8 protein-coding genes are annotated in these 20,161 nt (G+C 74.3%); all 8 read left to right on the top strand.

The window, feature by feature from the left end; genetic code table 11:
• Positions 1-2: 2 nt before the first annotated feature.
• The 8 genes from PV419_RS49240 to PV419_RS49205 all read left to right on the top strand — a co-directional run bounded on the left by PV419_RS49240 (position 3) and on the right by PV419_RS49205 (position 20,104).
• Positions 3-7,949 (top strand): non-ribosomal peptide synthetase, encoded by a 7,947-nt coding sequence (locus tag PV419_RS49240; protein WP_319700437.1) that lies wholly within the window; start codon positions 3-5, stop codon positions 7,947-7,949.
• Positions 7,946-15,106: a non-ribosomal peptide synthetase gene (locus tag PV419_RS49235; protein ID WP_319700435.1), complete on the top strand. Its 7,161-nt coding sequence runs from the start codon at positions 7,946-7,948 to the stop codon at positions 15,104-15,106. Before PV419_RS49240 ends, PV419_RS49235 begins: the two co-directional genes overlap by 4 nt.
• Positions 15,107-15,196: 90 nt before the next feature.
• A complete protein-coding gene (locus tag PV419_RS49230) occupies positions 15,197-15,400 on the top strand; it encodes an MbtH family protein (protein WP_319700433.1) in 204 nt (67 codons plus the stop codon).
• 116 nt (positions 15,401-15,516) lie between these two features.
• Complete coding sequence (locus tag PV419_RS49225) at positions 15,517-15,774, top strand: acyl carrier protein (RefSeq protein ID WP_319700431.1); 258 nt, start codon at positions 15,517-15,519, stop codon at positions 15,772-15,774.
• Positions 15,771-16,994 (top strand): beta-ketoacyl-[acyl-carrier-protein] synthase family protein, encoded by a 1,224-nt coding sequence (locus tag PV419_RS49220; RefSeq protein ID WP_319700430.1) that lies wholly within the window; start codon positions 15,771-15,773, stop codon positions 16,992-16,994. Before PV419_RS49225 ends, PV419_RS49220 begins: the two co-directional genes overlap by 4 nt.
• Positions 16,991-18,145, top strand: coding sequence for a beta-ketoacyl synthase N-terminal-like domain-containing protein (locus tag PV419_RS49215; protein WP_319700428.1), 1,155 nt, complete (start codon positions 16,991-16,993; stop codon positions 18,143-18,145). The genes PV419_RS49220 and PV419_RS49215 overlap by 4 nt, the downstream gene beginning before the upstream one ends.
• The gene (gene fabG, locus PV419_RS49210; RefSeq protein ID WP_319700427.1) at positions 18,142-18,897 is read left to right on the top strand and encodes a 3-oxoacyl-ACP reductase FabG; all 756 of its coding nucleotides are present in this window, start codon (positions 18,142-18,144) and stop codon (positions 18,895-18,897) included. The genes PV419_RS49215 and fabG overlap by 4 nt, the downstream gene beginning before the upstream one ends.
• A gap of 94 nt (positions 18,898-18,991) precedes the next feature.
• A complete protein-coding gene (locus tag PV419_RS49205) occupies positions 18,992-20,104 on the top strand; it encodes a class I SAM-dependent methyltransferase (RefSeq protein WP_319700425.1) in 1,113 nt (370 codons plus the stop codon).
• Positions 20,105-20,161: the final 57 nt, after the last annotated feature.

The raw sequence follows: 20,161 nt of genomic DNA, 5'->3' as shown, positions 1-20,161 counted from the left end.
CGATGAGAGAGACCGCCCTTTTCGAACTACCGCTCTCCGGTGCGCAACGGGAGATGTGGTACGCGCAAGCGCTCGACCCCGGAAACCCCGTCTACACCATGGCCGACCATCTCGACCTGGACGGGCCGCTGGACCTGGCGCGGTTCGAGCGCGCCTGGTGGCAGCTGATCCGCGAAACGGAGTGTGTGCGGGCCCGGTTCACCGAACGCGACGGCGATCCCGTGCAGACGGTCCATCCGCTCGGGGAGCGGTCGCTGGCGGTGCGCGACTTCCGCGCCGCCACCGACCCCGACGCGGCCTCCCGTCACCGGATCGCTGCGGACCTGCGGCTCCCCTCGTCCCTGGGCGCCGAGGCGTTCCACAGCGAGCTGCATCTGCTCGGCCCGCGGCGCACCCGGCTCTACGCGCGGGCCAACCACATCCAGATGGACGGCTTCAGCCGGTCGGTGTTCTACCAGCGGCTGGCCGAGCTGTACGGGAGCGACGATGAGGCAGCCGCGGACGCGCTGCCGCCGCTGGCCGAGCTGCTCGCCGATGAGGAGGCGTACCTCGCCTCGCCGGCCCACGACCGCGACGCGCGGTTCTGGTCCGGGCGGTTCGACGCCGCCCCGGAGCCCACCCGGCTGTCCCGGCGGCGCCCGGCGCACGCCCGCCACACCCTGCGCCGCACCACCCCGCTGCCCGAGGCCACCGTGGCCCGGCTGGGCGAGCTGGCCTGGCAGGCGCGGGTCACCTGGCCCACCACGCTGATCGCGGCCACCGCCGCGTGGGCCGCCCGGGCCAGTGGCGACGGGGAGGTGCTGCTGACCCTTCCGGTGCCCGCCAGGACCGGGGCGACCGCCCGGGCCGTGCCCGGGATGCGCGCCAACTTCCTGCCGCTGGCCCTGTCGGTGCGCCCCTCGATGACCCGGGCCGAGCTGCTCCGGCACACCGCCGCCGAGCTGCGGGCCACCGTGCGCCACCAGCGGTACCGCGGCGACGAGCTGCGGCGCGAGCTGGGCGTGACCGGGGACGCCGACACCACGTACGGGCCCACGGTCAACGTACTGGAGTCCGGGGCGGACTTCACCTTCGGCGACGCGTGCACCGGCCGGCTGCACAACCTGTCCACCGGGCCGGTGCCCGACCTGCAGATCATCTATCTGGACGCGCCGGGCGACGGTTGGATGCTCCGCCTGGACGCCAACCCCAGCCTGTACACCGACGCCGAGCTGACCGCCCACCAGGACCGGCTGCTCGCCGCCATCGAGGCCTTCGCGCACGGCGCCGACGACCTGCCGCTGGGCCGCGTCGATGTCACGCTGCCCGCCGAGCGGGAGCGGCTGCTGGTCGACTGGAACGCCACCGAGCGCACCGGCGGCTTCACGGACGTGGTGGAGCGGGTGCGGGAGCTGGCCGGGCTCGCTCCGCACGCGGTGGCCGTCGACGACGGCGCGACCCGGCTGAGCTACGCCGAGCTGGTCGTCCGGGCCGACGCCCTCTCCCGCACCCTGGCCGGCGCGGGGCTCTCCACCGGCTCACTGGTCGCGCTGGCCGCGGGGCCCAGCGCGGCCTTCGTGACCGCGGTGCTCGGGGTGCTGGGCGCGGGGGCCGCGTGGGTGCCGCTGGACGTACGGGCCCCCGTCGCCCGCGGGGCCTCCCTGCTGGCCGACAGCGGGGCGCAGGCGCTGCTGTTCGGCCGGGACCAGGAGGAGTTCGCCCATCAGGTGCTGGCCGCCTGCGGCGGCTGGCCCGAGGTGATCGAGCTGGGGGACGCCAAGCCGAGCGCGGAGGGCTCCGGGAATGCTGCGGCGGATCTTCTACCGGTTGCGGGCAAGGGCGACGACCTGGCTTACGTGATCTTCACGTCGGGCTCCACCGGCCGCCCCAAGGGCGCGATGGTCCACCGCCACGGCATGGTCAACCACCTCCTCGCCAAGGTCGAGGACCTGGATCTGACCGCGGCCGACTCGGTGGTCCACAACGCGCCCGTGACCTTCGACATCTCCATCTGGCAGATGCTGTCCGCGCTCGTCGTGGGCGGCCGCACCCGGGTGGTGTCCCGCGAGGTGGCCGGCGATCCGCAGACGCTGTTCGCGCTGGCCGACGCCGAGCGGATCACCGTGCTCGAAGTGGTGCCCTCGCTGCTGCGGGTGGCCCTGGACGAATGGGACGCCGGGGCGGCCCGGCCGGAACTGGCCGCGCTGCGCCACCTGGTGGTCACCGGGGAGACCCTGCCGGTCGACCTGTGCCGCCGCTGGCTCGCGTACTACCCCGGCGTCCCGCTGGTCAACGCGTACGGACCCACCGAGTGCTCGGACGACGTCACGCACGCGTTCATCCGCTCCGAGGACGACCTGGGCCCGGTGCGGGCGCCGATCGGCTCGGCGGTGCGCAACACCAGCCTGTACGTCCTCGGCGACGGGCTGCGCCCGGTGCCCGCCGGGGTGCCCGGCGAGCTGTACGTCGGCGGGTTCGGGGTCGGCCGCGGCTATCTGGACGACTCGCGCCGCACCGCCTCCGTGTTCGTGGCCGACCCGTACTCGCCGGTGCTCGGCGCCCGGATGTACCGCACCGGGGACCGGGTGGTGCACCGGCCGGATGGGCAGCTGGAGTTCCTGGAGCGCGTCGACCACCAGGTCAAGATCCGCGGCCATCGCATCGAGCTCGGCGAGATCGAGGCCGTACTGCGCGATGTGCCGGGCGTCATCGACGCCGTGGTGACCGTGGCCGTGGACCGCGAGGGCAACTCCCGGCTGGCGGCGTTCCTGTCCGGCTCGGCCGACGTGGTCGCCACGCGGGACCGGGTGGCGGGCGCGCTGCCCGACTACATGGTGCCCGCGGCGTTCGTGGTGCTGGACGCCCTGCCGCTGACCGTCAACGGCAAGGTGGACCGCAAGGCGCTGCCGGAGCCGGACTTCGCCGCCGCCGCGGCGGGTTCGGGCCGCGCCCCTCGGGGGCCGCGCGAGGAGGTGCTGTGCCAGCTCTTCGCCGATGTGCTGAACCTGGAGCGGGTGTCGATCGACGACGACTTCTTCGGGCTCGGCGGCCACTCGCTGCTCGCCACCAAGGTGATCAGCCGGCTGCGCGTGCTGCTCGGCATCGAACTGCCCATCAAGGCCCTGTTCGACGCGCCCACCGTCGAGCGGCTCGCCGCCGCGCTGGACGGCGCCGGCCAGGCGCGGCCCGCGCTCGTCGCGGCGGACCGCCCCGCCGAGCTGCCGCTGTCCTTCGCCCAGCAGCGGCTGTGGTTCCTCGGCCACCTGGACAACCGCAGCGCCACCTACCACCTGCCCCGGGCGCTGCGGCTGTCCGGCGAGCTGGATCCCGCCGCGCTGGCCGAGGCGCTGGCCGATGTGGTCGCCCGGCACGAGAGCCTGCGCACGGTCTTCCCCGAGGCGGACGGGCGCGCCACCCAGGTCGTGCTGGCCGCCGAGGTGGCCCGGCCGGGCCTGCCGGTGACCGAGGCGACAGAGGACGAGCTGGGGCCGCTGCTGGCCGAGCGGGCGGCGCGCCCGTTCGACCTGGCGGCGGAACTGCCACTGCGGGCCGAGCTGTTCAGGATCGCCCCCGGCCGGGGGCACCTCCCAGCGGTAGCTGGGGGAGGCTGTGGCGCCCCGGAGGCGAACCGAGCCACTTATGCGGAGGAACACGTACTCCTGGTCGTGCTGCACCACATCGCCGGGGACGGCTGGTCGGTGCTGCCGCTGGCCCAGGACCTGCGCGAGGCGTACGCGGCGCGGCTGCGCGGCCGGGCGCCCGCGTACCGGCCGCTGCCGGTCCAGTACGCCGACTACACGCTGTGGCAGCGCGAGCTGCTCGGCGATGAGAAGGACCCGGAGTCCCTGGCCGCGCGGCAGCTCGCCTTCTGGCGCGAGGAGCTGGAGGGCCTGCCGGACGAACTGGAGCTGCCCACCGACTTCCCGCGCCCGGCACTGCCCTCCTACCGGGGCGGCACGGTGGACTTCCGCCTGGAGCCCGAGCTGCACGCGGCCGTGACGGCGCTGGCGCGCTCGTCCGGGGCGAGTGTGTTCATGGTGCTGCAGGCCGCGCTGGCGGCGCTGCTGACCAAGCTGGGCGCCGGGGAGGACATCCCGCTGGGCACGCCCGTGGCGGGCCGCGGCGAGGCCGCGCTGGAGGGGCTAATCGGCTTCCTCGTCAACACGCTGGTGCTGCGCACCGACGTGTCCGGCGACCCGACCTTCCGGGAGCTGGTGGGGCGGGCGCGCTCCGCGGACCTGGCGGCGTTCGACCACCAGGACGTGCCGTTCGAGGCATTGGTCAACACGGTTGCTGTCAGACCGGCCCGCTCGCTGTCGCGGCAGCCGCTGTTCCAGGTGATGCTCGCCTTCCAGAACAACGCGCCCGCCGACTTCGGGCTGCCGGGCCTGATCACCACCATGGCCCCGGTGCCCACCGGCACCGCCCGCTTCGACCTGGCCTTCGAGCTCACCGAGGAGCACGCTGACGGTGGCGCGGCCGGTGGCATCAGCGGACAGCTGGAGTACAGCGCGGACCTGTTCACCGAGGCGAGCGCGGCGGTGATCGCCGAGCGGCTGGTGGAGCTGTTGCGCAAGGCCACCGCCGAGCCGGACCGGCCGCTGAGCCGGCTGGACGCCCTGCTGCCCGAGGAGGCCGCGCGCATCCTCGGCGCATGGGACGGCAGCGGCGCCGAGGCCCCCGAAGCGGCCACGCTGCCCGAGCTGTTCGCCGCCCGGGTGGCGCTGGATCCGGGGCGTACGGCGCTGCTGGCCACGGGCGTGGGCCCGGTCACGTACGGGGAGCTGGACGAGCGGGCCAACCGGCTCGCCCACCATCTGATCTCCCTCGGCGTGGGTCCCGAGGACACCGTCGCGCTCGTCCTGCCCCGCACGGTCGAGGCGGTGGCGGCGGTGCTGGCGGTACTCAAGGCCGGTGCGGCGTATCTGCCCGTGGACCCGGCGTATCCGCAGGACCGCGTCGACTATGTGATCGACGACGCCCGGCCGGCCGCGGTGCTCACCACGGCGGAGCGGGCGGGGGCCTTCCAGCAGACCGATGGCATCCTCGCGCTGGACGCGCCGGAGACCGCCGCCGCGCTGGCCGCGGCGCCCGCGCACGACCCGACGGACGCCGACCGGCTGGGGCGGCTGACACCCCTGCACCCGGCGTACGTCATCTACACCTCGGGCTCCACCGGCCGCCCCAAGGGCGTGGTCGTGCCGCACGCCAATGTGGCGGCGCTGGCCGCGCAGGGCGAGCCGTTCGGGGTGCGGGAGGGCGCCCGGGTGCTGCAGTTCGCCTCGTTCAGCTTCGACGCCGCCGCCTGGGAGGTCTGCACCTCGCTGCTGACCGGCGCGGTGCTGGTGCTGGCCGGCGAGGAGGACCGGGCACCCGGCGAACCGCTCGCCGCGCTGATCGCCGAGGCCCGGATCGACGTGGTCTGCCTGCCGCCGACCGTGCTCTCCGCCTGGCCCGAGGACCTGCCCATGCCCGAGGGGATCACGGTCATCACGGCGGGCGAGGCCTGCCCGCCCGAACTGGTGGAGCGCTGGTCGGCCGGGCGCCGGATGATCAACGCGTACGGGCCCACCGAGACCACCGTGTGCGCCACCCTCAGCGAACCGCTCTCCGGGGCCGTCAAACCGCCCGTCGGCCGCCCGCTGGCCGGCACCCATGTGCGGGTGCTGGACACGGTGCTGCGGCCGGTGCCGGTCGGGGTCACCGGGGAGCTGTACGTGACGGGCGCCGGGCTGGCCCGCGGCTATCTGGGGCGGGCGCGGCTGACCGCCGAGCGGTTCGTCGCCGACCCGTACGGGGAGCCAGGCTCGCGGATGTACCGCACCGGGGACCTGGTGCGCTGGCTGCCCGACGGGACGCTGGACTACGTCGGCCGCTCGGACGACCAGGTCAAGCTGCGCGGCTTCCGGATCGAGCCCGGGGAGATCGAGAGCGCCCTGCTCGCGGACCCCGGCATCGCCCAGGCCGCGGTGATCGTGCGCTCGGACCGCCCCGGGGAGAAGCGCCTGGTCGGATACGTCGTACCGGCCGGGCAGGAGGCGCACCGGGTCCCCGATGCGGCGCGGCTGCGGGAGCGGCTGGCCGAGCGGCTGCCCGACTACATGGTCCCCGCCGCCTTCGTCACGCTGGACGCCCTGCCGCTGACCGGCAACGGGAAGCTGGACCGCAAGGCGCTGCCCGCGCCCGACTTCACCGCCCGCGCCACGGGCCGGGCGCCGGTCACCGCGCAGGAGGAGACGCTCTGCCAGGTCTTCGCCGACGTCCTGGGCCTGGAGCGGGTCGGCGCCGACGACAGCTTCTTCGATCTGGGCGGCGACTCGATCGTCTCGATCCAGCTGGTGGGCCGGGCCCGCAAGGCCGGGCTGCTGATCACCGCCCAGGACGTGTTCACCCACCGCACCCCCGCCGCGCTCGCGGCCGCGGCCAGGCCTGCCGCCGAACAGGTGGTCCTCGGCACGGACGACGGCGTCGGCACCCTGGCGCCCACCCCGATCGTGCACTGGCTCCAGGAGCTGTCCCAGGGCGCGGAGTTCGCCGGGTTCCACCAGGCGGTCGTGGTGCACACCCCGGCCGGCGCCAGCCAGGCCACCCTGGCCGCGGCGCTCCAGGCCCTGCTCGACCACCACGACGCGCTGCGGATGCGCCTCGAATCCGCTGACGGGCGCTGGACGCTGCGGATCACGGAGCCCGGCGCGGTGCGCGCCAAGGAGCTGCTGAGCCGCGTCGGTATCGCCTCGCTGCCCGAGGAGTCCTGGGCCGAGGCGGTGACCGGCTCGGCCGCCGCGGCCCAGGCCCGGCTCGACCCGGACGCGGGCGTCATGGTCCAGGCGGTGTGGTTCGACGCGGGCCCAGGCCGCACCGGGCGGCTGCTGCTGACGATGCACCACCTGGTCGTCGACGGGGTGTCGTGGCGGATCCTGCTGCCCGATCTGGCCCAGGCGTACGAGGCGGTCACGCACCGCACGCCGGTGGCGCTCCAGCCGGTGGGCACCTCGCTGCGTCACTGGTCCGGGCTGCTGGCGGCCGAGGCGCGTACGGTGCGCCGCGGCGCCGAACTGCCGTACTGGCGCGAGGTGGTGGCCACCTGCGATCCGCCGCTGGGCACCCGTCCGCTCGACCGCGCCCGGGACACCACGGCCACCGCCCGCACCCTGCGGCTGTCGCTGGACACCGGCACCACGGCGGCGCTGCTGACCGAGGTCCCGGCCGCCTTCCACACCGAGGCCAACGACGTACTGCTGGCCGGTCTCGCGCTGGCCGTGGCCGACTGGCGGCGGCGCAGGGGCGAGGAGAGCTCGGCCGTGCTGGTGGAGCTCGAGGGCCACGGGCGGGAGGAGTTCGCGGACGGGGTGGACCTGAGCCGGACCGTCGGCTGGTTCACCACCACCTGCCCGGTGCGGCTTGAGGTGGGCTCGCACCACATGCACGACTCCGACTGGGCCGAGGTCTGGTCGGGCGGGCCCGCCGCCGGCCTCGTCCTCAAGGCGGTCAAGGAGCAGCTGCGCGCCCTGCCCGACCACGGCCTGGGCCACGGTCTGCTGCGCCGGCTCGCCCCGGACACCGCGCCCGAGCTGGTCGCGGCCGATCCGCCGCAGCTGGGCTTCAACTACCTGGGGCGGCTGCCCGCCCCGGTGGCCGAGGACTGGTCCGTCGCCCCCGAGGCGGCGCTGGTCGCGGCCGGCGCGGACCCGGGTCTGCCGCTGCCGCACGTACTCGGGCTCAACGCCCTCACCGAGGACGGCCCGGACGGGCCGCGGCTGGTGGCCGCCTGGACCTGGGCCGCGGAGCTCCTGCCGGAGGACGACGCGCGGGCCGTCGCCGAGGGCTGGTTCCGCGCGCTGAAGGCCCTGGCCCTGCACGCCCAGAGCCCGGATTCGGGCGGGCACACCCCTTCCGATGTCGACCTGGTGGAGCTGAGCCAGGACGAGATCGACGAGTTCGAAGACGAGATGGGTGAGTGGTCCCTATGAGCGGAACTCTGAGTCACCCGGCGAGCGCGACCGCGCTCCGCGCGGCGAAGCCACCTGCCAAGCGGTCCAATTTCAGTGATGTCCTGCCGCTGACGCCGCTGCAGGAAGGGCTGCTCTTCCACGCGGTGTACGAGCACCAGGCCGAGCTGGACGTGTACGCCATCCAGCTGGTGCTGGACCTGGAGGGCCCGCTTGACGCGGGCCGCCTCAAGGCCGCGGCCGCCGCCCTGCTGCAGCGCCACCCGAATCTGCGGGCGGCCTTCCGCTACCGCAAGAACGGCGACCCGGTGCAGCTGATCCCGCGCACCGTCGAGGTGCCGTGGACCGAGACCGATCTGCGCTCGCTCGGCCCCGATGAGCGGGCCGCCGAGGCGCAGCGCATCACCGACGAGGATCGGGTGCGGCGGTTCGACGTCCACCGCCCGCCGCTGCTGCGGTTCACCGTGATGGACCTGGGCGCGGGCGCGCACCGCGTCGTGCTGACCGCGCATCAGATGCTGTTCGACGGCTGGTCCATGCCGCTGATCGTGCGCGAGCTGTTCACCCTGTACGGCGAGGACACCGCGGCGCTCGCCCCCGCCACCCCGTACAAGTCCTACCTCGCGCATCTGGCCGGGCAGGACCGGGCCGCCGCCGAGGAGGCGTGGCGCGCGGCGCTGGCCGGTCTCGACGAGCCGACCCTGGTGGCCCCGGCCGCGGCAGGGCGTGCGGCGGCGCTGCCCGGGCACCACGCGGTGGAGCTGCCCGCGGCGTTCACCGCCGAGCTCACCGCCTGGGCGCGCGGCCGGGGGCTGACCCTGAACACCGTGGTGCAGGGTGCCTGGGCGGCCACCCTCGGCGCCCTCACCGGGCTGCGCGACGTGGTCTTCGGCGGCACGGTCTCCGGCCGGCCGCCGGGGCTGCCCGGCGTCGAGACGATGGTCGGCCTGTTCATCAACACCCTGCCGGTCCGGGTCGACCTGGACCCGGCCCGCTCCTTCGCCGAGATCCTCACCGCGCTCCAGGACCGGCAGACCGGCCTGCTGCCGCATCAGCACCTGAGTCTCACCCGGATCCAGCAGGCCGGTGCCGCCGGGGAGCTCTTCGACACGGTATTGGTCTTCGAGAACTATCCGCTCGACCCCTCGCAGATGGAGGAGCCCGCGCCCGGGCTGCGCATCGCCGGGCTGCAGGCGAAGGACGCCACGCACTACCCGCTGAGCCTGATGGCGCTGCCCGGCGAGCGGCTGCGGCTGGACGTCGGATACGCCCCGGACGTGTACCCGGCCGAGGAGGCGGCGGCGGTGATGGACCGCCTCACGGGGCTGCTGCGCACCCTGCTCGACCACCCCGACCGGCCCTTCGGCCAACTCGACGCGCTGCTGCCCGGGGAGCGCGAGCGGGTCCTCGACCTGCCGGCCGCCCCCGCGCCAAAGGACCCGTTCGCGGACGTGGTCGAGCGGGTGCGGGCGCTGGCCCGGGAGCAGGCGGAGGCGCCGGCCGTCACCGACGGCCGGGAGACCCTGAACTACCGGGAGCTGGTGGGCCGGGGCAGCGCCCTGTCCCGGGAGCTGACCGGGCGTGGCATCGGCCCGGGCTCGCTCGTGGGCGTGCTCGCCGCGCCCGGGGCCCGGTTTGTGACGGCGGTGCTCGGCACGCTGGGCGCGGGCGCGGCGTGGGTGCCGCTGGACGTCACGGCGCCGACGGCCCGTACGGCCGCGCTGGTCGCGGACGCGGGGGTGGCCCTGCTGCTGACCGACGACGCGCACACCGTGCTGGCCTCCGAGGTGGGCGGCTCGCTGCCCGTCCTGCCGATCTCCGACCGCTGCGACGCTCCCGGTGACCTCGCGCCCGTGGCCGGGGCGGGCGACGACCTGGCGTATGTCATCTTCACCTCGGGCTCCACGGGCCGCCCCAAGGGCGCGATGGTCCACCGCCGGGGCATGGTCAACCACCTGCTGGCCAAGGTCGAGGACTTGGATCTGACCGCGTGTGACACGGTCGTGCACAACGCGCCCGTCACCTTCGACATCTCGGTGTGGCAGATGCTGTCCCCGCTGGTCGTGGGCGGTCTGCTGCGCGTGGTGCCCAAGCGGACGGCGGCCGACCCGGCCGAGCTGTTCGGGCTGGTCGGTCCGGAGCGGATCACCGTCCTGGAGGTCGTGCCCTCGCTGCTGCGGGCGGCGCTGGACAGCTGGGACGCGGGCGCGCCGGTGCCGGATCTGACGCGGCTGCGCCGGCTGGTGGTCACCGGTGAGGCGCTGCCCGCCGAGCTGTGCCGCCGCTGGTTCGCGTACTTCCCCGGCATTCCGCTGGTCAACGCGTACGGGCCCACCGAGTGCTCGGACGATGTGACCCACGCCGTGATCCATGACGCCGACGAGGTGCCCGGGGTACGGGCGCCGATCGGGTCGGCGGTGCGCAACACCGGCCTGTATGTGCTGGACGACGGGCTGCGCCCGGTGCCCGCCGGGGTGCCCGGCGAGCTGTACGTCGGCGGGATCGGGGTCGGCCGCGGCTATCTGGACGACCCGCGCCGCACCGCCGCCGTGTTCATCGCCGACCCGTACTCGCCGGTGCCCGGCGCCCGGATGTACCGCACCGGGGACCGGGTGGTGCGGCGGCCCGACGGGCGCCTCGAGTTCCTGGAGCGGCGCGACCACCAGGTCAAGATCCGGGGGCATCGCATCGAGCTCGGCGAGATCGAGGCCGTGCTGCGCAGCATGCCCGGGGTCACCGACGCGGTGGTGAACGTCGCGAAGGACACGCGGGGCGAGGGCCGGCTGGTCGGCTATCTGGCCGGCGCGGCGGACCCTTCGGCGGCGCGCGCCTCGGCCGCCGAGCGGCTGCCGGAGTACATGGTGCCGTCCGCGTTCGTGCTGCTGGACGCCCTGCCGCTGACCGCCAACGGCAAGGTGGACCGCAAGGCGCTGCCCGCGCCCGAGATCACCACCTCGGCCGGGCGCGGCCCGCGCACCCCGCGCGAGGAGCTGCTGTGCCAGGCCTTCGCCGAGGTGCTGGGCCTGGACCGGGTCTCCATCGACGAGGACTTCTTCGACCTCGGCGGCCACTCGCTGCTCGCCACCCGGCTGATCAGCCGGGTGCGGTCGCTGCTGGACGCGGAGGTTTTGCTGCGTACGGTCTTCGAGGCGCCGACCCCGGCCGCGCTCGCCGCCCGGCTGACCGGCGCGGACGCCGCCCGGCCGGCGCTGACCGCGGCGACGCGACGGGGGCGGCTGCCGCTGTCGTTCGCCCAGCGGCGCATGTGGTTCCTGGGGCGGCTCGAGGGCCCGTCCGGCACCTACAACCTGCCGTGGACGCTGCGGCTGACCGGGAAGCTGGACCGGCCCGCGCTGCGCGCCGCCCTCGGCGATGTGGTGATGCGTCACGAGGCGCTGCGCACCGTTTTCCCCGAGACGGCCGACGGCCCGTACCAGCGCATCCGCCGCCGGTCGCGGATCACCCTGCCGGTGCACCACGTCACCGAGTCCGACCTGGAGGGCGCGGTCGGTGAGTTCGCCTCGCGCGGCTTCGACCTGTCCCGCGAACTACCGTTCCGGGCGGCGCTGTTCGCGCTGAACAAAGACGACCACATGCTGGTGACGGTCATCCACCACATCGCGGGCGACGGCTGGTCCAACGCCCCGCTGGCCCGGGACCTGAGCCGCGCCTACACGGCCCGGCTGCACGGCGAGGAGCCGAGGTGGAGCCCGCTGCCGGTGCAGTACGCGGACTACGCGCTGTGGCAGCGCGAACTGCTGGGCGACGAGAGCGACCCGAAGTCCCTGGCCGCCCGGCAGCTGGAGTTCTGGCGCGAGACGCTGGACGGGCTGCCGGACGAACTGGAGCTGCCCACGGACTTCCCGCGCCCCGCGCTGCCCTCCTACCGGGGCGGCACGGTGGAGTTCACCATCCCGGCCGCCACCCACGCCCGCGCCGCCGCGCTGGCCAGGGAGTGCGGGGCGAGCCTGTTCATGGTGGTGCAGGCCGCGCTGGCCACGATGCTGTCCAAGCTGGGCGCCGGGGAGGACATCCCGGTCGGCACCCCGGTGGCCGGGCGCACCGACGACGCGCTGGACGACCTGGTCGGCTTCTTCGTCAACACCCTGGTGCTGCGCAGCGATCTGTCGGGCGACCCGACCTTCCGGGAGCTGGTGGGCCGGGTGCGCTCGGCGTCGCTGGCCGCCTTCGCCCACCAGGACCTGCCGTTCGAGCGGCTGGTGGACGCCCTGTCCCCGGCCCGGTCGATGGCCCGGCACGCGCTGTTCCAGACGATGCTGGCGTTCCAGAACAACGCGGCGGCGAAGCTGGAGCTGCCCGGTCTCGCGGGGACGGTCGGGGTGGCGCGCACCGGCAGCGCCCGGTTCGACCTGGCCTTCGACCTGGCCGAGGAGCACACCGGGTCCGGGGCGCCGGGCGGCATCGCCGGGCGCCTGGAGTACAGCGCCGACCTGTTCACCGAGGAGACCGCGCACACGCTGGCCGCCCGCCTGGCCCATCTGCTGGACCGGCTCACCGCCGCCCCCGACGGCCGGCTGGGCGAGGCGGACGCGCTGCTGCCGGGCGAGCGGGAGCGGCTGCTGGTGGACTGGAACGGCGCGCCCGCGCACGACGTCGAACCGCCGCTGTACGAGCGGTTCGAGGCGCGGGCGGCCGCGGCCCCGGACCATCCCGCGCTGCTCTTCGAGGGACGGGCCACGAGCTACCGCGAGCTGAACGAGCGGGCCAACCGGCTGGCGCGGGCCCTGGTCGCGCGGGGCGCGGGCCCCGACCGGCTGGTCGCCATCGCCCTGCCGCGCTCCCCCGAGATGATCGTGGCGGTGCTGGCGGTGCTCAAGTCGGGCGCCGCGTATCTGCCCATCGACCCGGCGTACCCGGCGGACCGGATCGGCTACATGGTCGAGGACGCCCGCCCGGTGCTCGCCCTGACCGACCGCGACGTGGCGCGGGCGGTGCCCGGGTTGGCCGCTGTGGAGCAGCTGCTGCTGGACGACCCGGAGTCGGCGGCGGAGGTGGCCGCCCTCCCGGCGGACGACCTGCGGCCCGACGAGCGCCTCGCCGCGCCGACCGCGGGCCACACCGCGTACGTCATCTACACCTCGGGCTCCACCGGCCGCCCCAAGGGCGTCGTCGTGCCGCTCGGCGCCTTCGCCAACTTCCTGGCCGAGACCTCGCGCCTGCTGGACCTGGGCGCGGACGACCGGCTGGTGTCGGTGACCACCTTCGGCTTCGACATCGCCAACCTGGAGATCTTCGTCCCGCTGCTCTCCGGCGCCACGCTGGTCCTGGCCCCGCCCGCCACCGTACGGGACCCGCAGGCGCTGGCCGCGCTGCTGGTCGAGGCCCGCGCGACCGTCGTGCAGGCCACGCCGACCCTGTGGCACGCCCTGGTCACCGGACATCCGGGGGCGCTGCGCGAGGTGCACGCGCTGACCGGCGGCGAGGCGATCAGCCAGGACCTGGCGACCGCCCTGCACGGTGCGGCGCGCAAGGTGACCAATCTGTACGGGCCGACGGAGACCACCATCTGGTCCACCGCCGCCGAGCTGGACGGCACGGGCACCCCGCCCATCGGCCGCCCGCTGGCCGGCAACCGGGCCTATGTCCTGGACGCGGCGCTGCGGCCGGTGCCGACCGGAGTGCGAGGCGAGCTGTACCTCGGCGGGGCGTCCCCGGCGCGCGGCTACCACGACCGGCCGGGCCTGAGCGCGCGGCGGTTCGTCGCCGACCCGTACTCCCCGGTGCCCGGCGCCCGGATGTACCGCACCGGCGACCTGGTGCGCCGGCGGCCGGACGGCACGCTGGACTATCTGGGCCGGGCGGACCACCAGGTCAAGGTGCGCGGCTTCCGTATCGAGCTGGGCGAGATCGAGGCCACGCTGCTGGGCCATCCGCGGGTGGCGCAGGCGGCGGTGGTGGTGCGCCATGACACGCCCGGCCAGCCGCGGTTGGCGGCGTATGTGGTGCCGCGCGGCGAGCCCGGCCTCGACCTGGCGGAGCTGCGGGCCCATGTGGCGGGCGCGGTGCCCGACTACATGGTCCCGGCGTTCCTCACCGAGCTGGAGCGGATGCCGCTGACGCCCAACGCGAAGGTGGACCGCAAGGCCCTGCCGTCCCCGGGGCTGCCCCGCGCGGCCACCGGCCGCGGGCCGCGCACCCCGCTGGAACAGACGCTGTGCCAGGCCTTCGCCGAGGTGCTGGGCCTGGAGCGGGTCGGCGCCGAGGACAGCTTCTTCGAGCTGGGCGGCGACTCCATCCGCTCCATCCGCCTGGTCGGCCGCGCCCGCGAGCTGGGCGTCGGGCTCACCCCCGCCGATGTGTTCCTGCACCGGACGGTGGCGGGCCTGGCCACGGCGGCCACCGCGGCGGGCTCGGCGCCGGATGTGGCCGACGCCTTCGCCCGGGTGCTGCCGATCCGCTCCCAGGGGAGGCGTCCGCCGCTGTTCTGCGTACACGGCGGGGTCGGGCTCTCCTGGCCGTTCCTGGAGCTGGCCGGCGCGCTCACCGAATTTCCCGTGTACGGATTCCAGGCGGGCGGAATTCTGTCCGCCGCCCAACAGCCCACCTCCGTAAGGGAAATGGCTGCGGATTATATCCGGAGTCTGGTGGAAATCCAGCCCGATGGCCCGTACCATATTCTTGGATGGTCTTTCGGAGCGCTGGTCGCCCATGAAATGGCCGTCCAATTGCAGGAACAGGGGCGCGAAGTGGCGCTGCTGGCCAACCTGGACGGCTTCCCGGCGACGGAGCCCGAGCCCGAAGAGGACTTGAGCGATCAGGCCCTGCTGGCCCAGATCCTGCTGCGCTGCGGACTCGATCCGCGGGGCGGCGCCGAGGGCGGCGGGAAGCTGGACGCCGCGGGTGTGCTGGCGCTGCTCGCCCGGGACGGCAATCCCCTCGCCGAGCTCGACGAGGCACGGCTCGGCAATCTCCTCGGGGTGATCCGTCACTTCAGCGGCCTGGGCTCGGCCCACCGGCCGGGCCGCTACCGCGGAGACCTGCTCTTCTTCGCGGCCACCCGGGGACTCGCCCCGTCCGCCCCGACCGAGGACCGCTGGTCGGCGCATATCGAGGGCGCCATCGTCCGCCACGAGATCGACGCCGACCACGACGGAATGCTGGCCCCGCAGCCCGCTTCCCATATCGCCAAAGTCATTTCCGAAGCGCTCGGCGACTGAGCCGAGAAGACTTCCCGAAGAGAATGGTGAATTTCTTCCGAGGGATGCCCATGCCAGAAATCAGACAGCGAGAGAGGAAAGCATCCCGATATGACGAACCCTTTCGACGACGAGACCGGAACCTTTCTGGTCCTGGTCAACCACGAGGGCCAGCACTCCCTGTGGCCCGCGTTCGCCGAGGTCCCGGCCGGCTGGACGACGGTACTCGCCGAGACCAGCCGTGAGGAGGCACTGGCCTACGTCGAGCGCACCTGGACCGATCTGCGCCCGAAGAGCCTGATCGACGCGGCCTGACCCAGGCCGCCCGACACCCGACCGACGCGGACCGGTCCCATCCGGACCGGTCCGCCCGAGGGACCACCCAACCCCCCACCTCATCGCACATCACTTTCCCGACGGAGGAATTCGCAATGAGCGCCATCACCATCGACACCACCGCCGAGGCCAAGGTCCGTGACATCCTCGCCAACTCCCTCGACCTGGAGGGTGAGGAGCTGACCCGCACCGGGCTCTTCATCGACGAGTACGGGGCCGACTCGCTGTGCGCGATCGAGATGCTGTCCGCCCTCGAGGTGGCCTTCGGCGTCACCATCGAGCAGGACGAGCTGGAAAACATGATCCACTTCGAGGCCGTCCTCGAGGTGCTCTCCCGGGCCGAATCGCGATGACCGCCCAGCGAGTGGTGCTGACCGGACTCGGCGTCCTGTCCAGCATCGGCAATGGCGTCACCGAGTTCACCAAGGGGCTGCGCGAAGGCCGGTGCGGCGCCGGGGAGATCACTCTCTTCGACGCCACCGGCTTCCGCCGCCAACTGGCCCACGAGGTCAAGGACTTCGAACCGGCACAGTGGATCCGCCACACCCCGATCGACGAGCTCGGCCGGGCCAGCCAGTTCTCCGTCGCCGCCACCCGGCTGGCGGTCCAGGACGCGGGGCTCGACCTGGAAGAGCTGCGCGGCCGGCGCGGCCTGGTCACCATCGGCACCACCGACGGCGAGGCCAGGGAGCTCGACCAGCTCGTCGAGTCCGAGCTGGAGGTCGGCGCCGAGGGCCTGAACCCGACCGCGGTGCGGCGGCTGCCCGCCCACCGGCTGGCCCTCGCCGTCGTCCGTGAACTGCGGCTCCCGCAGGCGGTGCCGTCCGTGCTCGGCACCGCCTGCGCGGCGGGCAACTACGCCATCGGCGACGGCTTCGACGCCGTACGGTTCGGCGAGGCCGACTACGCGCTGGTCGGCGGGTCGGACGCGCTGGCCCGCCGCACCTTCGCCGGCTTCTCCCGGCTCGGCCTGGTCTCCTCCGACCGGTGCCGGCCGTTCGACGCCGAACGGGAGGGGCTGCTGACCGCCGAGGGCGCCGGCGTCCTGCTGCTGGAGACCCTGGAGTCGGCGCTGGCACGCGGCGCCCGGATCTACGCCGAGCTGCTCGGCTACGGCCTCAACTGCGACGCCCACCACCCGACCGCGCCCGACCAGGAGAGCGTCGCCCGCTGCATGGGCCTCGCGCTCGCCGACGCCGGGATCAAACCCGAGGAGGTCGACCTGGTGTCCGCGCACGGCACGGGCACCAAGACCAACGACATCACCGAGACGCGCGCGATCCGCGAGCTGTTCGGCGACCGGCCGCCGCGCACCGTGGCCCTGAAGTCCATGCTCGGCCACTCCATGGGCGCGGCCAGCGCCCTGGGCGCCGCGGCCTCGGCCCTCGCCCTGACCCACGGCTTCATCCCGCCCACCGTCAACCACCGCTCCACCGATCCCGAGTGCGGCATCGACTGCGTGCCCAACCGCGCCGTTCCGGCGCCGCTGCGGATCGTGGTCAACAACGGCCTGGCCTTCGGCGGCAACAACGCCTCCGTCGTCCTCGGCCGCTATGAGGAGGACCAGCGATGACCCCCGTACACACCGAGGAGGTCACCACCGGGGCCCCGGGGCCCGCCCGTACCGACCGCGCCGTCATAACCGCCTGGTCGGCCGTCTCCCCGTACGGCATGGGCCGTGCGGCGTACGCGGAGGGGATCGCCGCGCGGCGGCCCACCGAGGCCGTGCCGGACCCGGCGGCCTGGCAGACGCCCGACGCCGCCGCCTGCCTGGTGCCCGGCTTCGACATCCGCCAGATCCTCGGCCGGGCGGGCACCCGCACCATGGACCGGGCCATGGGGCTCGCGGTCACCGCCGTACGCGAGCTGTTCGAGGAGGCCGAGGCCGACGAGCGCCCGGTGACCCGCGGGACCGGGACCGCGCTCGTCCTCGGCACCACCCTGGGCAGCGCGGCCAGCCAGCACAACTTCATCCGGGCCTCGCTCGTCGGGGAGAAGCCGTACGACGTGCCGGCCCAGCTGATGCCCAACACCCTGATGAACTGCCCGGCCGGGGCCAGCGCCATCCGCTTCGGCCTCAAGGGCCCCAACACCACCCTGGCCGGTGGCCGTCCGACCGCGCTGCTCGCCCTCGCCTACGCCCGCCGGCTGCTGGCCGCGGGCCGGGCCGAGCGGGCGCTGGTGGGGGCGGTGGAGGAGTACTCCGGGGCCCGTTCCTGGCTGGAGCGCCACAGCCGTGGCACGGACGAGGAGCAGACCGCGCCGCTCGGGGAGGGCTGCGCGGTGCTGCTGGTCGAACCCGCCGACACCCTCCCCGAGGACCGGCCGGCGCTGGCCGAACTCCTGGCGATCGACGTGCGGGTGGACGTCGGCGGCGATCTGTCCGGCACCCTGCGGGAGAGCGTGCGCCACGCCCTCGCCGAGTCCGGGGTCGACCCCGGCGAGGTGTGGGCGGCGTCCGGGGGCGGGCTGAGCGGTGACGCGGGCGACCGCGAACGGGCGCTGCTCGGCGAGCTGTTCGGGCCGGACGCCACCACCCGGGCGCTGTGCCACGAACTGATCGGGGACACCGCCTCGGCCCAGGCCGCCTTCCAGCTCGCCGCGGTCCTGGTCGCGGCGGCCGCCGACCCCGCCTCGGCCGGGCGGACCGCCGTGATCACCTCGGTGGACCGCGAGGGCCTGGTGGCCTGCGGGGTGCTGCGGCTGCTGGGCGGTGCCCGATGAGCGCCGCGGCCCCGACGCCCGGTGCGGTCGCGCTGGTCAGCGGCGGCTCCCGGGGCATCGGCCGGGCGGCCGCGCTGCGGCTGGCCCAGGACGGCTACGCGATCAGCTTCTGCTACCGCTCGGACGAGGAGGCGGCCCGGCAACTCGGCAAGGAGCTCGCCGAGGCGGGGGTCGGCTCGCTCGCCCAGCGCCTGGACATCAGCGACGGCGAGGCCGTACGCGCATGGGTCGCGCGCACCGAGCGCGAACTGGGGCCCGTCGCCGTCGCCGTGGCCAGCGCGGGCATCACCCGCGACAAGCCGATGCTGATGATGTCCGACCAGGACTGGCGGTCGGTCGTCGCCACCAACCTGGACGGGGCGGCCCACGTCTGCCGGGCCGTACTGTTCCCGATGGTCAAGCGCAAGGCGGGCTCGATCATCACCCTCTCGTCGGTGTCCGGGGTCTACGGCAACCCGGGACAGGGCAACTACTCGGCCTCCAAGGCCGGGATGGTCGCCATGACCCGGGCGCTCGCCAAGGAGGTCGGCCGGTACGGCATCCGCGCCAACGCCGTGGCCCCCGGGATGATCGACACCGATATGACCGGCGCCCTCAGCGGCAACCAGCGGGACCGAGCCGTGGCGGCCATCCCGCTGGGCCGGTTCGGCACCGCGGAGGAGGTCGCGGAGGCCGTGTCCTTCCTGGCCTCCGACAAGTCCGCGTACATCACCGGATCCGTGCTGCAGATCGACGGCGGGATCGTCCTGTGACGCCCCCGCCCACGTGCCACCGCACCCCCGCCGGCCTCGGCCCTGCCGCCCACCACGCCCCTGTCCCCACTCGACTCTCCAAGGAGCTGGCCTCATGACCGTTCCCGCCACCACCGCCTCCGCCAACCTCACCCCGCTCGTCGACACCACCACCTTCCCTCAGGCCGCGGACAGCGAGGTCCGGGCCGCCCACCGGCTGTACGAGCACCTGATCGGCATGTGGGCTCCAGGTGTCATCGAGGCCGCGCAGGACCTCGGCGCCTTCGCCGCCCTCACCGTCGGTCCGGCCACCGCCGCGCAGCTCGCCGAGATCCTGGACACCGACCTGCGGGCCACCCGCGTCCTGCTGGACGGCCTGTTCGCGTACGACGTCGTCGAGCGCAGCAGAGGAGAGGACGGCCAGGCCGTCTACACCCTCCCGGCCGAACTGCACGGCGTGTTCGCCCCCGACGGGCTCTTCAGCCTCGCCGGGAAGATCGGCCACGACCGCAACGTCGCCTGGAACGCCTGGCGCCACCTCGCCGACAACGTCCGCTCCGGCGCCCGCTCCGCCGACGGCGCGCAGCAGCTCAACCAGATATCGGAGGAGGACTACACCTCGCTGGTCCGCGGCATCAACTTCTGGGCGCCGCCGATCACCCGCGCGCTCGCCGTGGCCCTGCGCGACCTCGGCTGGACCACCGGCCGCTCCGCGACCCTCCTGGACGTCGGCTGCGGCACCGGGATCTACAGCCACCTGCTGCTGCGCGAGTTCCCCGAGCTGACCGCCCGCGGCCTGGACGCCGAGCGGATCATCCCGATCGCCGCCCGGCAGGCCGCGCAGCTCGGCGTCGCCGAGCGCTTCCAGGGCGAGGTCGTGGACTTCTGGAGCGAGGACTGGGGCAGCGGCACCGACCTCGCGCTGTTCGTCAACATCTTCCACCTCCAGACCCCCGAGTCGGCCCGCGAGCTGCTGCTGAAGGCGACCAAGGGGCTCACCGAGGACGGGGTGATCGCGATCGCCGACCACATCGTCGACGAGGACGGCGGCGAGGGCTCGGTCCAGAACAAGTTCTTCCGGCTGTTCGCCGCCTCGATGCTGGCCACCGGCGGCGGCGACGCCTTCACCGTCCACGACTACGACCAGTGGCTGGCCGACGCGGGGCTGCGCCGGGTCGGCCTGCTCGACACCCCGATGCACCGGGTGCTGCTCGCCCGCCGTTCCTGATCACCCCCAGCCCCCCTGTCGAGGCCACCTGTTGAGGCCACCTCCCCCGCTCCCCGG

It is taken from the genome of Streptomyces sp. ME19-01-6, assembly GCF_033793745.1.
Classification (GTDB): Bacteria; Actinomycetota; Actinomycetes; order Streptomycetales; family Streptomycetaceae; genus Streptomyces.
The sequence above is the reverse complement of the archived record's forward strand: the minus strand, read 5'-3'. Positions and strand labels throughout refer to the sequence as shown.

Bases quoted from the DNA above. Each gene is read 5' to 3' on its own strand.
- PV419_RS49230 (WP_319700433.1), top strand. From the start codon at position 15,197: ATGACGAACCCTTTCGACGACGAGACCGGAACCTTTCTGGTCCTGGTC.
- PV419_RS49220 (WP_319700430.1), top strand. From the start codon at position 15,771: ATGACCGCCCAGCGAGTGGTGCTGACCGGACTCGGCGTCCTGTCCAGC.
- fabG (WP_319700427.1), top strand. From the start codon at position 18,142: ATGAGCGCCGCGGCCCCGACGCCCGGTGCGGTCGCGCTGGTCAGCGGC.
- PV419_RS49205 (WP_319700425.1), top strand. From the start codon at position 18,992: ATGACCGTTCCCGCCACCACCGCCTCCGCCAACCTCACCCCGCTCGTC.
- PV419_RS49225 (WP_319700431.1), top strand. From the start codon at position 15,517: ATGAGCGCCATCACCATCGACACCACCGCCGAGGCCAAGGTCCGTGAC.
- PV419_RS49240 (WP_319700437.1), top strand. From the start codon at position 3: ATGAGAGAGACCGCCCTTTTCGAACTACCGCTCTCCGGTGCGCAACGG.
- PV419_RS49215 (WP_319700428.1), top strand. From the start codon at position 16,991: ATGACCCCCGTACACACCGAGGAGGTCACCACCGGGGCCCCGGGGCCC.
- PV419_RS49235 (WP_319700435.1), top strand. From the start codon at position 7,946: ATGAGCGGAACTCTGAGTCACCCGGCGAGCGCGACCGCGCTCCGCGCG.